Source organism: Pseudomonas sp. Marseille-Q5117, from assembly GCF_946901175.1.
Taxonomy (GTDB): domain Bacteria; phylum Pseudomonadota; class Gammaproteobacteria; order Pseudomonadales; family Pseudomonadaceae; genus Aquipseudomonas; species Aquipseudomonas iranensis.
Window position 1 is genome coordinate 112,501 of the sequence record NZ_CAMPPP010000003.1, and the last position, 14,050, is coordinate 126,550.

The following is a 14,050-nucleotide window of genomic DNA, read 5'->3' on the forward strand; positions in this document are numbered from 1 at the left end:
CCCTCATTGTTATTTGCGCAACAGGCGCAAACCGTTGAACACGACCAGCAGGCTCACGCCCATATCGGCAAACACCGCCATCCACATGGTGGCGAGCCCGGCGAAGGTTACCGCAAGAAAGATCGCCTTGATCACCAGCGCCAGTGCGATGTTCTGTTTGAGGATGCTCGCGGTGTTGCGCGACAGGCTGATGAATGCGGGGATCTTGCGCAGATCGTCGTCCATCAGGGCGACATCGGCGGTTTCGATCGCCGTGTCGGTGCCGGCAGCGGCCATGGCAAAACCGATCTCGGCGCGGGCCAATGCCGGGGCATCGTTGATGCCGTCGCCGACCATGCCGACCCGGTGGCCCTGCTTGTACAGATCTTCAATGGCTTGCAGCTTGTCGGTCGGCAGTAAGTCGCCGCGCGCCTCGTCGATGCCGACCTGAGCGGCAATCGCCTGGGCGGTGTGGAAGTTGTCGCCGGTCAGCATCAGGGTTTTCACCCCAAGCTCATGCAACTGACGAATCGCTTCGCGGCTGGTTTCCTTGACCGTGTCGGCCACGGCGAACAGTGCCAGTGGGCCTGAGCTGTCGAGCAGCAGCACCACGGATTTGCCCTGCTTTTCCAGCGCGAACAGCTTCTCTTCCAGTTGCAGTGAGCACAGGCCGAGCTCTTCGACCAGACGATGGTTGCCCAAGTGATAAGTCTGGCCGTTGATGTCACCTTTAACACCGCGCCCGCCCAGCGCGGCGAAGTTATCCACAGTTAGCGCGGCGAAGTTTTTATCCACAGCGGCATTGGCAATCGCCAGCGACACCGGGTGATCGGAGCGCCCAGCCAGCGCGGCGGCGATTGCCGGTGCGCTGGCATCGGCCGTCGGGTCGAGTGAGAGGTAATCGGTCTGCACCGGTTTGCCGTGGGTGATCGTGCCGGTCTTGTCCAGTGCCAGATAGTCGAGCTTGAAGCCGCCTTCCAGATACACGCCGCCCTTGACCAGAATGCCCTTGCGCGCCGCCGCCGCGAGGCCGCTGACGATGGTCACCGGGGTGGAAATCACCAGTGCGCACGGGCAGGCAACCACCAGCAACACCAGCGCACGGTAGATCCAGTCGAACCACGCCGCGCCCATGAACAACGGCGGGATGATCGCCACGGCCAAGGCGAAGACGAACACCGCCGGGGTGTAGATTTTCGAGAATTGATCAACGAAGCGCTGAGTCGGCGCCCGCGCGCCCTGGGCCTGTTCGACCGCGTGAATGATCCGCGCCAGCGTCGAGTTGTTGGCCGCAGCGCTGACCGTGTATTCCAGCGAGCCGGCCTGATTGATGGTGCCAGCGAAGACTTTATCGCCAACAGTTTTTTCCACCGGCAGGCTTTCACCGGTTATCGGCGCCTGGTCAATGGTCGAGCTGCCGCTGACCACCGCGCCGTCCAGCGCGATGCGCTCGCCGGGTTTCACCCGCACGCGGGCGCCCAGTTCGACGCTTTTTACCTCTTGTTCGCGCCAGTTGCCGTCGGCCTGCAATACCGTGGCCTGCTCGGGAGTCATTTGCATCAAACCACTGATCGCATTGCGCGCGCGGTCCAGCGAGCGTGCTTCGATCAGCTCGGCGACGGTGAAGAGGAACATCACCATCGCCGCTTCCGGCCACTGGCCGATGAGGATCGCGCCCGTCACGGCAATGCTCATCAGCGCATTGATGTTGAGGTTGCGGTTCTTCAGGGCAATCCAGCCCTTTTTATAGGTGCCGAGGCCGCCGCTGAGGATCGACACCAGCGCAACAATCGCCACCACCCAGTCGGGGGCAGCGCTGGTGAAGTGGATGACTTCGGCGCCCAGCGCGGTCAGGCCGGACAGCGCCAGTGGCCACCAGTGTTTTTTCACCGCAGCCGGTACCGGCGCATCGACGCCCGCCTCGAGTGGCTCGGCGTGCATGCCGAGGGATTTGATCGCGTCGGTGATCGGCTCGGTGCCCGGCAGATTGTGGGTTACGCCAAGCACGCGGTTGATCAGGTTGAATTCCAGCTGCTGCACCCCGGCCAGTTTGCCGAGCTTGTTCTGGATCAGCGTCTGCTCGGTCGGGCAGTCCATTGCCTCGATGCGGAAGCTGCTCAGCCGCGCGTCGGCGCTGGTCTTTTCGCTCAATTGCACCCGCGCAGGTGCGGCGGCTTTTGACGAGCAGCAGGCATCGCCGCCATGCGCATGTTTATGCACGGGCTGCAATTTATGACTGTGATCGTGACCGTCGCCGGGCTTGTGGGTGTGCAGGGAATCGCTCATTGGTCGCGTCCATGAAGGTGCCTGTTGCCAAGTAAAGACCCTGTAGCCACTATAGGGTCAAGCACCCTTTTGGAGATGGCGGTCATGAAGATCGGCGAACTGGCGAAACTCACCGACTGTGCGGTGGAAACCATCCGCTACTACGAGCGCGAAAACCTCCTGCCGGAACCGGCGCGCAGCGACGGTAACTATCGCGTCTACACCCAAGCCCACGCTGAACGCCTGACCTTCATCCGCAACTGCCGCACCCTCGACATGACCCTCGAAGAAATCCGCAGCCTCCTCGCCCTGCGCGACAGCCCGCAGGATCAGTGCGAGAGCGTCAATGCGTTGATCGACGAACATATTCAGCACGTGAAGGCGCGAATTGATGGGTTATTGGCGTTGCAGAGACAACTGCTCGACCTGCGCCAACGCTGTGGCGAAGGGCCGGAGGCCGATCAGTGCGGGATCTTGCAGCGGCTGGAGGTGAGTGGCGGGGTTGTCGCGACCGAAGTTGAACATTCCCACGTCGGCCGTAGCCACGGCCACTGACGGGCGAAGCTCGTTCCCACGCTCCGCGTGGGAATGCCGCCATGGACGCTCCGCGTCCAAAGTGACGCAGAGCGTCACGGGATTCATTCCCACGCGGAGCGTGGGAACGATCAATGGTGACTAGACCGCCATCGGCGCGGTCATCGGCGGATGGTGCTCATAGCCTTCCAGCGAGAAGTCGCTCGGCTCGGCCAATTCCAGCCACTCCGGCTGATACACACCAGTCTTGGCAAACTCCGGCACGCGATCGGAGATCTTCAGTTTCGGCATGGCAAACGGCTCGCGCTTGAGCTGTTCGTTGAGCATGTCCAGGTGGTTCTCGTAGACGTGCGCATCGCCGATGAAATAGGTGAACCAGCGCGGCGTGTAACCGGTGAGGCGACCGATCAGGCTCAGCAGCGCGGCGCCCTCGGTGAGGTTGAACGGTGTGCCCAGTGGGTTCGTGCTACCCATTTTATGCACACTACGATGAGAATCTTAGGTAATACCCAGAGCATCTCGGAGTGCATTATTATAATTGCACATTACGCTATAGATAACAAGCACTTGCGCTCATTGATTGCACGTTCTTCTGCAGGCCCTACCCACGGTGAATGCCTAGGAAAACGTGTCGCTCTGCCCACGTCCCTGCTGCCGGTATCTGAAGACCTCAGCTCGACCAACCTCCCAACTGGGAACGTCTCCTCGTCGATGGTCAAGTCACTCTGAGCCGCCTGTAACGTATACACTCGGCGCAGGCGATCTGCCATTACGACAACCTGATTTTGCAACGGACACTCCATGGATTACAGACGCATCAGAGGCATGGACTCAGGACAGCGCCTCGCCTTTGAAGAACTCGTTTGCCAGCTTGCACGACGCGAACCACCAGCCGCTGACGCGGAATTCAGGCGAATAGAGGGCGCTGGGGGTGACGGCGGTATCGAGGCGTATTGGCTGTTGAGCGATGGAAGCGAGATAGGTTACCAAGCCAAATACTACCTAAAGGCAGGTGACATTGATTGGGCCAATATTGACGACTCCGTTCAGCGCGCCCTGCAGTCACATCCATCGCTAACCAAATACGTTGTGGCGTTAGCCTGCGACCTGACTGATAGGAGCGGTAAGCAAGGGGGCGGCAGAAGAGGTTGGGAACATTGGGAAGCCCATAAGGAAAAATGGACATCCTATGTTCCATCGGGTCAGACAGTGGAGTTTGTTCCTTGGACTGCCTCAGACCTGACTCACCGACTCTCCCTATCAAATGCCGAAGGCCTGAGAAGATACTGGTTTGGGGACATCGAATTCTCACCGACTTGGTTGTCAGAAAAAGTCGAATGGGCTGTAAAGTCTCTCGATGAAAGGTTTCATCCTGAAGATCATGTCGAAGTTGGGATTGAAAAGCTATTCAAGGTGATTTTGCACGATCAGGACATCATTTCAGAGCTCCAGGCTAAGATCGACAAAGTCCGCGCTTTAGCAAAAATAAGCAACACCACAAATGAATTGGGCAGTTCCAGCACCGCTCTCATGGGAAGCGTTGTATACCAGGTGAAAAAGCTTGATGCGCTTAAAGTAAAAATCACACCTGACGCTTGGCTTACTTGGCCACTGGCGGAATGTCTTGCATGCATCGAACAAATTTCGGACAGCGTCCATGATCTCCAACGTACGGCATGGACAATCAAGGAAGAGAGACGTAATGCGAAAAAGCCCCGAAACGAATCTTTAGAATCCTTAGATCATCAGTTGAGCGAGCTTAGCGACGCGTCATACGCACTAAGGTCATCACTTCAAGACAGATATTTCTCTGTAGAGCATAGCCGCAGTTTTTTCCTTAACGGAAAGGCCGGCACCGGCAAATCTCACTTACTTGGTAACATTGCTCTGCAAGCCATCTCGGTTGGCAGGGTCGTTGTCCTTATACTCGGCCAACACTTAACTAACGAAAGCATTTGGAGCCAAGTCACTGACCGTTTAGGCCTTGGAGATATAGATCCTGACGCTTTCCTTCAAGCATTGAGTGCTGCTGCAGAGGTCACGGGCAAGCGCGGCTTGATTCTGATTGATGCTCTAAACGAGGGATCTGGCATAACCCTGTGGCGTAAGGAGCTTGCAGCGTTCATTGCTAGGATTGAGAAGCATAAAAACCTACTGGTTGTGTTCAGTTGCAGAAGTGAATATACACCTTACGTCATACCTTCCAGCCTTGACGAAAAAGTCCCATCTTTTCTAATTCGCGGATTCGTGACTCCTGAAGAACAGGCCCGCGCTGCTCGCATATACCTAGGTAAACGAGGAATCTCACAACCTAATGTTCCCTGGCTAGCTGCAGAATTCGTCAATCCACTATTTTTGAGAAGTGCCTGTATTGCGCTGAACAAAGAAAATCAAAAATGGTTTCCGAGAGGATTGACTGGTACTAAGCAGGTTTTCTCTTTTTATCTGAGAAGTATTGCTCGACACTTAGGTGCGGGAAGAGACGGCAGCGATGATCTCGTCAAACCAACCAATCAAGCCCTTTTATCGATTGCTATGGAGATGGCCGCACAGCGGCAAGACTACGTTTGTTACTCCCACGCCATACGCATCGTTGCTGATAAGTTTCACGCCTTTCCGCCTCCACCAGGAACAACCTGGTTTGAGGTACTTCAGCGAAGTGGATTGTTCAGGATTGATCCAGATCCAAAAAGCAGAGATATCGACCCGTTCGACTCGTCGGAAGACATTGTCCGCTTTAGCTTCCAGAGGCTACAGGATTATTTGATGGCTTCGGGGCTTCTAGACGAGGTCAAAGACCCTGCAGAAGCCTTAATAAACGGCTCGCTCCAGTTCATTCACAATGGAAAGCGGCTTCATCCCAAGTGGGCCGGTTTGGCCGAAGCGCTGTCCGTACAGTTACCTGAACGCTTCCAAGAGGAATTTCTCGATGTTATGCCTAGAGGCGCGAATCAATGGGTAAACGACAACGCTAGCGAAAATGCTTTCATTGAAAGTTTGCGGTGGCGAGCTAATAAGTCGTTCAGCAACCGTACACTTGAACTCTTTGAGCATTTCCTATCTGAGAACGAAGATTATTTAGATATCATGCTTCAAGTGAGTGCGAGTGTAGGCCACCCGTGGAATGCGAAGTTTTTGCACAATCGGCTGGCGGCTCAGAGCATGCCCAAGCGCGATGCGTCATGGACAACTCAGCTAAACTTCCTGTCTATGGATGAGGAAAATACCGGGCGGCGTTTGATTGAATGGAGTGCCTTCGAGCAAAGCGATCAAACAGACCCAGAAGTCCAGTACCTCTGCGCAATAACATTGACCTGGTTTTTCACTTGCTCTCACCGGGAGCTGCGAGACAAAGCGACCAAGGCGCTTACGTCGCTCATGATCTGGAATCCCAGCCTGTATGGGATGCTTTGCAGGGATTTCAGCCAGGTAGACGATCTCTACGTCCTCGAGCGCCTACACACAGCCGCCTTTGGAGCATGCTGCATTGATCCAGAGCAGCATCGACTGAGCACCTTTTCTGAGGTCGCGTACAACGAGGTCTTCGACAGAGAGGATGTTCCGCTCTCGATTCTACTCAGGGACAGCGCGTTAGGCATTATCGAGCACGCATTGCTAAATCATCACCTGCCCGAACAGGTTGATATCGTGAAAGCAATGCCCCCTTACCACTCCAAAAACATCAGACTGTCAGTGTCCGAAGAGGCCCTTGAAAAAGCGGTGAAGCAGGCTGGAGACTCGCAGATCCAAGACTCTTGCGCAGGATGGGGAGGCGATTTCGCCAGCTATGAGATCCAACCGAGGATCAGCTCGTTCTTGAACGTGCCATTGAGTTTGCCGGAGCCTCTGAGCGCCACTCAGGTATACGAGCGGTTTGAGGATGAGGTCATCAATCACTGCGATCTAAGAACTGACGTCCTGAGAATGATGAACGATTTCAGGCCCAATGCCTTCAGGGATCTCAGGCTCAAGCTTTCTGAGCAAGATACTGCTGAGCGCTCAACTTACTTCGCAAGGGCTGAAAAAATACTTCTGGATATTTTGAGCCCTGACGAGCGGGCAAGGTATAAAAAGGAGTATAAAAAACGCTTCAAACCCTCTACGGCTGGGGATGACCGGTTACCTCACGTCGATATACAGGCGGCGCAGCGTTGGGTCGCCAAACGAGCTTATGGGCTAGGCTGGACAAAAAGACTGTTTCCAGATGATCGTTCAGGTCGGTATGACTACAGCCGTAATCGACCATTGATCGAGCGCATCGGGAAAAAATACCAGTGGCTCGCTCTCGATGAGCTTCTCTGCAGCCTTGCCGACAACAAGTGGTTATCTGAAACGAGTGAACAGGGGGCACGTTGTTATGCCAGCCCTCTAGACATCGGCACTCATCGCGACATAGATCCAACCATCCTGCTCACTGACGAGCACAGCCGGCCTGATGTACACCATCCAGTGATCGATGAGTTTCGGATATCCATACGAGAGACTGTCGAAAACGACGTGGGGAAATGGCCATTCGAGGAAGAACCCTCCGACGGCATGGCAGACCTGGTAATCCGTACTGATTCAACCCATGCGGCATGGGTAGTCCTACACGAACATCGCTCTGTGACAGTGAAGTACCCAGAGAAGGAAGGTGGGGAGCATGGCTCCAGGCAACAGCAGTGGCGCTTCCTGTTGCCGGTGTTGGTGAGGGAGGAGGACGAGCAACAGCTTCTCGATTACATTCGGGAAAAGCAAAAGCTGGAAGTGGACTCCTGGACAGCCCGTGATTTCACCAATGATGGCTATCTCAGAGAAGCGCCATGGCGCTCGACATGGGCTCAAGAGCAATGGTCAACCTACGACTTTTACGACTTGGGGGAAATAGAAGTCGCCTATCCCTGCTTCCGCCACTATTGGGAGTCTCATTTGGATGTCTCAATGCCCGAAGGCGCGCAGGCTTTAATACCAGCGCCTTGGCTGGCCCAGAGGCTCAACCTGACGCCCCATCCTACAGATCAAGCTGTCTACGTGGATCACTCTGGAGAAACTCGCTTCATTTGCGGCAGAAGTCCCGGTGACGGCTCACACGCGTTTATCGACCAGCAGCTTTTCCAGACATTTCTGGCGGAAGACGGGCTTGCTTGTGTATGGGTTTTTGTGACGGAACGTAGCGCATGGCCGGGCGGTGATAATGAACATGCATCCCGGCGACGTTCAGAAGGCGTGGTGTGGCAAAAGCACGGCAAACTGCAGATGGTTCATTGGAGCGATGATTGGGCTAGGGGCAGCTCAGAGCGTTATGTTCCAGCAAAATCGTAACCGACCCGCTCAGTAGGGGTAGGCTGAAACTGGGCCCTCCCCCCACTAAGTCCGGCCTACCTCAAGGCTGTCAGCAACCTTGCTAGCCCTTAAAATGAGCGGCCAATTCCTAGCGTGGTAAGTCGGCCTCTTCCATTTGCGAGAGAATTTGCTTTTTGAAGTGGCTTCGCCGTGTGGTGTCGTGCATGTATGTGTCGATGAGTCTCTCTGCGATCCGGGGAGTATTGCTCAGCACATGCTTCACTATCTCCCGCATTTCACCCAATGGCTTGCCCTGTTGGGCGAGGTACTTCTCAAGCACCTTGCGCAAATTCGCTTTAGACAATTGAGGCTGCTCAGCTACCAGCGCTTCAGGTCTAAGCCGCATGAAGGCCACCTGCCCGACAATTTTTTCTGCATGGTCGTATTCGTTGAAACTTGAAATCTCCAGAGAGCGGGAGTTTAGAACTTGGCCTCCATCGTTAATCAGCGATTCGTAGATGATCTGTGTTTCATCCTCGACTACCGAAGTGAGCACCTCGTCCTTGTAACCAAAGTAGAACCCGAAGGGTAGTTTCCCATCCTCATTTGCTGCCGTCGCGATGAACGCAAATGAGTGGCAGAATCCTGCAACCACTGTTAACTCGCCACGGGCTGCGTCCATAATCGCCCGCAGATCCTGACCATACTGTTGCCAGCAAATGAAGCCGCCACTGGGCATGGCCAAGCCTTTCTCGGCATCTCCATGGCCATCGATGAAAACCAGCGGAAGCAGCCCCACCTTGCAAGAGTCCCGGATCTTTTTCATGGCGGCAGACCAATTATCTCGATGCCTGCATTGCACGTGATACACGCGCGATGTGTCATGGATAATGTTTTGCGCCGACAGAGCCATCAATGAGTCGCAGATCCCTTCATGGCGAGTACGAGCAGATTGCTTATCATCCTCTCTGAGGCAATCGATGAGAAAAATGGTGTTGGCGTCGGAGGCAATCTTCTGGTCGTAGTTAAGCGTTATCTCTTCCATCACAGAGGCCCTTATAGGCAGGTAGGCGCTTAGCATGGCCCACCTGCATCATGGCAGCACTTCCTTACAAATGCGATAGCAAGAAGCCACCAACCCCGTGACACTGCGTCAAAGCTGAGGCAGGATTATCGCGCTCAAGCACCATCGTGCTCGCCCTACGAGGCGGGGCCTTGGAACGCACGGAGCGCTCAATTCCCAACAGCTGTACGCGTAAATGGAGTTCACATGGCTGTAACACTGAAACGCTCGAACCTTCAGACTGATGTCTATACCTACACTTGGACTCGAGATGAAGGCGATTCACCTTACGCAGGTATTCAAGATCGCCGCCAGGTGGACAAGGATGAGGGCTATGAAGTCCTGTACTTCCTAGAGCAACTCCTGAACAAGCACGACAAGACGAAGGTTAACGAGCTGCACGCCGCAGAAGACGCCCTTCATCACAAAGACTTGAGCAAGGTCACTGATCGGGTTGACCTCACCGGAGGGGTGGAGAAAATTTTGGGCTGGTAAACAAAGCTGACGCGTACGCGGGGCATGCCGCGTGTCTTCATGACTGCAGCTCGATGGCGATGACGCCGTTGCAGTTTTGGGCTTGCCCCCGCTGGGGTACGGCTGTCGTGAACCAAACCACTGCTGTGCAGTGTTTTGGCCCTTCGGGCGTCCATCCTCCAGCCTTTGGCCCGGAGGGCCGGCGCGCTCCGCTTGCGCTCGTTGGTACAGCCAAGAACCCTCATCTTTCGACGGCGGTTGGCGTGCAGGCGACACTAGAACTGCGATCCAAGCCAACTGAAGCTCAGATGAACCCTGAACAAAAACGACCATTCCCACTGTGCGGGGAACCGTGAGGGAGATCTCTATCATCTGCAGCAAGCAGTCACAGATGATTTAAATTAATTTAGAAAACAAAAAAGCCACCCTAAGGTGGCTTTTTTGATCTTGCCTTGCGGCGAAAAACGAATCTTGCCTTGCGGCTACAGACAAAGAATACGGAAAACGCTGAGGCTATGTCAATACCTTTGACATTCAAGCGGGCTGGGCCAAGACCTCTTCGACGTTGGCCGCTGCAGCCTCAACAGGGACGGGCTCTTCGACAGGCACCATTTTTCCCATACCCATGGAGATCATCACTCCATAGCGGATTTTCAGCAATGTGTTCTCGGACACCTGGTGGGCAGGGATATTTTTTCGAGTCTCCGGATCGAAAACATCAGTCAATCGACCACCGTCAACGGCTTGCACAAGATTGCTTTTCGCCCAGCGAGGTTTACCGGCAGCGTAGCGAGCTGTCACCGGAAAGTCGCCACCCATCTGGACATGCATTCCAGAATTTTCTGGCACCTTGTGTGGTTTCGGGCCATTTTCAAACGTACTGCTGACAGGCACAACCAAGTATAGACCCCGGTGTTTCCCGATCACCACTACCGCCCTGCGCTTGATGAGCTCGTTGGGAATCCGATAATTGTAGGCAGTGTCATCAGCCTCATCGCGCGCGACCGTGGTATCCGCACCCTCAGCTCCCTTCTTGAAGAGCCCAAATTCACATTCGTAGATGTGACCAATCCTGACCTGTCCGGCTACCCGCGTTTGCGCCACTTCGCTTGCTCCTTCATCACTGCTTTTCTGACTCAGCCGTTTATTGACGCCTATTTGCCTTGCCGAAGCAGGCTCAGATCTTTAGCCACCAAAGATTGCGACACCCCCAGCAAGTCAGCTATCTCTGACTGAGTCAGACCATCGTCATACATCTGTTTCTCAAGCTGACGACGCTCCGAAACGGAAATCTCGTTCGGGTCGAATTGGGTCATCTGCTTGAACGAGCGTCCCCGAATCCGTGCAGAAACCACCTGACCAGATGCCTTGGCAACGTGCGCGACGATCACACCAGCTGCCCCGGTAACCTTGAACTTATCTCGGGTCACGTCGATGCCTAAACCGTCGATTGTGGCCATAAGTGCGTTTCCGTCAGCAGCCAGCTTCGCTGGAGTTCGTGCCATGGACTGACTCCCTTAGTGGTAGATTTCATTGAAATCAAGGAAATCAATGAACGCGAAGAAATCCTAGCACCTCTACGTCAATTTTGCCAAATCAATTACCGATATCCGGTTCAGGAGGGCCGAAAATGCGCGATCCGTGAACGTAACTTGATCCTCTCCAACGCTTTCGCGAGGCGTTCCCTTCCACATCTTGCAACCAATTTGGAGGCAAAAAAACATGGCAAATAGCCATTCCTTGCCTACGCTCAGGAATTACTCTGTGAGATGAGCGCACCATGACGAAGATTGAGGCAGGGCCAGTTGTAGCTGATGATTTTGAGACGTGGCTGAATGGGCGCCCCAAATGGTTGCAGACTGCAGCTCGAATGCTTATCGACTCGAAGCGGCAGCTGAACCAGGACGAAATCAAAGAGCTGTCCAGGCTTTGCAAGGTCGAAGCCAAGGGTGAGGCTGATACAGGATTTCTGAGCGTTACGCCCGGCACGTTATCGCAGGTCGCCAATAGACCCATGCTTCGGATTGAAGAGATCCTGGATGTGCATGGGTTGAACGCAATCAAGCCTGGCGCCAACCTCCCCTTCGGCAAGAGTAACCTGTCTGTTATCTACGGACAGAATGGAACGGGCAAAAGCGGGTTTGCAAGGTTGCTCAAGCAGATCTGCGGATCACGTTCCAAGGACGACATTCACGGAAATGTCTTCGATCCAGCACCGACTCCGTGCCGTGCACAGTTCAAGGTATCGATTGACGGTAAATCGGCTGATGTTCACTGGGACATTCCCAGTGGGCCTCACAAAGCGCTACGACATGCACAGGTGTTCGATACCAAGGCTGCCCAGCAGTACATGACCAGGACTGAGGCTTGCTATGAGCCAAGTCGGATGAAGTTTGTATCCGCGCTGATCGCCACCGCAGATGCCGTTAGCGCGGAGCTTGCTAGAGAAAAGGCGTTGCTTAGCAAAGCGCTACCCGCTATGGCTCAGAGCCTTAGTCAAACAGTCGAAGCGAAATGGCTTTCCGCCTTGAAGAGCACGACTGCGCCCGCGAGCATTGATAAGGAATGTCTGTATACCGACCAACTTGATCGGGAGCGTATAGAAAGCGAAGCCTTGCTTGCAGAGAAAGACATCGCCGGTCGTCTTTTGGCTATCAACAAAGAAAAAACTGCCCTGAAAAGTATCGAGACAGCGATGTCGACACTTCAGTTGGGCTTGAACGACGCGACGGCGGGTGAACTGGAAAACCTGAAGAATACCGCCGTCAAAGCGAGGAGCACCTGCGAAGAGGCAGCGGCAGCTATTTTCGGGAAAGCAGAGCTTGAGGGTGTTGGCTCAGCGACCTGGCAGAAAATGTGGGAGCAAGCACGTGCCTATTCCACGGGCACAGCCTACGTCGATATAGCGTTCCCTAACGTCTCAGCTGACTCACGTTGCGTACTTTGCCACCAAAGCCTCAGCGAGGACGCCAAAGCCCGACTGACAGGGTTTGAGAAGTTCGTGACCGACGGTCTCGAAACAACCGCCAAGACGGCTGAAAATGGTTTTGCTGATCGCAAAAAGCGGCTGCCAATTCTTCCCGGACAAGCTGACTGGATTGTCCACATGTCCACTCTAGGTTTTGAAGAGGCCGATGGGGTCAGTTGGCTTGACCTGTTGAAAGCACGGTTTGATCAAATTGCACTGGGCAGCCCTGTAGGCACCCTGCAACCTTTCGACTGGTCGGGCATAAACGAGGCGGCAAAGACCAAGTCTGCAAAACTCATCGAAGAGGAGCTGAGCCTGTCGGCCTTGTTGAAAGATGAACATCGCCAAGCCGTGCAGAGCCGAGTTCAGCAACTCCAAGCCAAGCAGTGGCTCTCTCAAAACAAAGCGTCAATTGTTGCAGAAAGGGCTAGGTTGATCGCCGTTGCAGCGATTGATAAAGCTTCGCGCTCAGCCGCCACCAATGCCCTGACTACGAAGAAAAACGAGCTGGCGAAGACCGAGCTTGATGCCGGCTATCAATCTCGATTCCTGGATGAGTTGAAGCGCCTCGGCGGACACCGCCTTCCAATCGCGCCGCAAAGTAAATCCGGGGGCAAAGGCAAGATCACCTTCGGCTTGAACCTGGTGGGCGCAAATGGCACCCATGGCCTGGACTACATCTTGAGCGAAGGAGAGACCAGGATCGCTGCGCTGGCAGCGTTCCTTGCGGACACCACAGGCTCAAATCAACTGGCCCCGTTCATTTTTGATGACCCGATTTCTTCGCTGGATCAGGACTTCGAAGAAAAAGTAGTCGAGCGTCTCGTGGCCCTATCTCAGACGAGGCAGGTCATCATTTTCACTCACCGACTTTCTCTAGTAGCTCAGGTAGAAGCTGTTACCAAGAAGTGGGAGCAGACCCCTGGTATGCCCACCATCAAGCCAACGCTGACGTCACTTCAACGGTTAGCGAAAACTGCCGGCATTGTCGCGACTGCAAGCGCTCGAGACCTGAAGCCGGAAAGCGCGGTGCGCGGATTGATAGATAACACTATTACACGCCTCAAAAAGCATCTGGAGAAGGCTGAGGTCGAGGCGTATGAGTCGCTTGGCAAGAGCGCTTGCAGTGACTTCAGAATCATCGTGGAAAAGACGGTGGAGTACATCTTACTGGCAGATGTCGTAGGACGTTTCAGGCGTGCGATCAACACCCAGGGCAAACTGCACAAGGTTGCCAAGGTGACAAATGAAGACTGCGTATTCATTGATGACCTGATGACACGCTACTCAGTGTTTGAACATGCCCAGTCGGACGAGTTGCCCAGCAGCGCGCTCGACCTGGATGTGTTTGAGGCAGACGTAACAGCGTTGCAAAAATGGCTAGCCGAGTTCTCCTCGAGAGCCAGCTAGCACGGCCAATTGAGCAAGGGTCAGAATCAAGCCGAGCGCTCTGATTTTGACCTTGGCCTAGTTCAGAGATCCCACTGGATACATCCCGCCTGAAG

At 54.6% G+C, this 14,050-nt stretch carries 8 protein-coding genes and 1 pseudogene; 4 read left to right on the forward strand and 5 right to left on the reverse strand.

Features of this window, described 5'->3' with window-relative positions; translation table 11 throughout:
- Nucleotides 1-9 precede the first annotated feature (9 nt).
- Nucleotides 10-2,265, reverse strand: coding sequence for a heavy metal translocating P-type ATPase (locus OC605_RS06370; RefSeq protein ID WP_262136527.1), 2,256 nt, complete (start codon nucleotides 2,263-2,265; stop codon nucleotides 10-12).
- 84 nt (nucleotides 2,266-2,349) lie between these two features.
- Here OC605_RS06370 and cadR point away from each other — a divergent pair, with 84 nt between their 5' ends.
- Entirely contained in the window at nucleotides 2,350-2,799 is a 450-nt protein-coding gene (gene cadR / locus OC605_RS06375) for a Cd(II)/Pb(II)-responsive transcriptional regulator (RefSeq protein WP_125916722.1), read from the forward strand.
- 120 nt (nucleotides 2,800-2,919) lie between these two features.
- Here the strand turns inward: cadR and OC605_RS06380 are convergent.
- Nucleotides 2,920-3,234: pseudogene (locus tag OC605_RS06380) on the reverse strand (thymidylate synthase); the annotation flags it as partial.
- Between the two features lie 345 nt (nucleotides 3,235-3,579).
- Here OC605_RS06380 and OC605_RS06385 point away from each other — a divergent pair.
- A complete protein-coding gene (locus OC605_RS06385; protein ID WP_262136528.1) occupies nucleotides 3,580-8,079 on the forward strand; it encodes an ATP-binding protein in 4,500 nt (1,499 codons plus the stop codon).
- 109 nt (nucleotides 8,080-8,188) lie between these two features.
- On the opposite strand, the gene OC605_RS06390 is transcribed toward OC605_RS06385, so the two are convergent.
- A complete protein-coding gene (locus OC605_RS06390) occupies nucleotides 8,189-9,085 on the reverse strand; it encodes a hypothetical protein (protein WP_262136529.1) in 897 nt (298 codons plus the stop codon).
- Nucleotides 9,086-9,310: 225 nt separating this feature from the next.
- On the opposite strand from OC605_RS06390, the gene OC605_RS06395 reads away from it, so the two are divergent.
- Entirely contained in the window at nucleotides 9,311-9,598 is a 288-nt protein-coding gene (locus tag OC605_RS06395) for a hypothetical protein (protein ID WP_179599291.1), read from the forward strand.
- A 513-nt stretch (nucleotides 9,599-10,111) separates the two neighbouring features.
- Here OC605_RS06395 and OC605_RS06400 read toward each other — a convergent pair.
- Both OC605_RS06400 and OC605_RS06405 read right to left on the reverse strand, forming a co-directional pair.
- On the reverse strand, nucleotides 10,112-10,681 hold the full coding sequence (locus tag OC605_RS06400) for a type II toxin-antitoxin system PemK/MazF family toxin (protein WP_262136530.1): 570 nt from the start codon (nucleotides 10,679-10,681) through the stop codon (nucleotides 10,112-10,114).
- Between the two features lie 50 nt (nucleotides 10,682-10,731).
- Complete coding sequence (locus OC605_RS06405) at nucleotides 10,732-11,082, reverse strand: hypothetical protein (RefSeq protein ID WP_179599286.1); 351 nt, start codon at nucleotides 11,080-11,082, stop codon at nucleotides 10,732-10,734.
- Nucleotides 11,083-11,357: 275 nt separating this feature from the next.
- Between OC605_RS06405 and OC605_RS06410 the strand changes: the two genes are divergently transcribed.
- The gene (locus OC605_RS06410) at nucleotides 11,358-13,955 is read left to right on the forward strand and encodes an AAA family ATPase (RefSeq protein WP_262136531.1); all 2,598 of its coding nucleotides are present in this window, start codon (nucleotides 11,358-11,360) and stop codon (nucleotides 13,953-13,955) included.
- The last annotated feature ends 95 nt before the right edge of the window (nucleotides 13,956-14,050 follow it).

Excerpts from the sequence above, each read along its gene's own strand:
- OC605_RS06370 (WP_262136527.1), bottom strand. The coding sequence starts at position 2,265 with ATGAGCGATTCCCTGCACACCCACAAGCCCGGCGACGGTCACGATCAC.
- cadR (WP_125916722.1), top strand. The coding sequence starts at position 2,350 with ATGAAGATCGGCGAACTGGCGAAACTCACCGACTGTGCGGTGGAAACC.
- OC605_RS06410 (WP_262136531.1), top strand. The coding sequence starts at position 11,358 with ATGACGAAGATTGAGGCAGGGCCAGTTGTAGCTGATGATTTTGAGACG.
- OC605_RS06405 (WP_179599286.1), bottom strand. The coding sequence starts at position 11,082 with ATGGCACGAACTCCAGCGAAGCTGGCTGCTGACGGAAACGCACTTATG.
- OC605_RS06385 (WP_262136528.1), top strand. The coding sequence starts at position 3,580 with ATGGATTACAGACGCATCAGAGGCATGGACTCAGGACAGCGCCTCGCC.
- OC605_RS06390 (WP_262136529.1), bottom strand. The coding sequence starts at position 9,085 with ATGGAAGAGATAACGCTTAACTACGACCAGAAGATTGCCTCCGACGCC.
- OC605_RS06395 (WP_179599291.1), top strand. The coding sequence starts at position 9,311 with ATGGCTGTAACACTGAAACGCTCGAACCTTCAGACTGATGTCTATACC.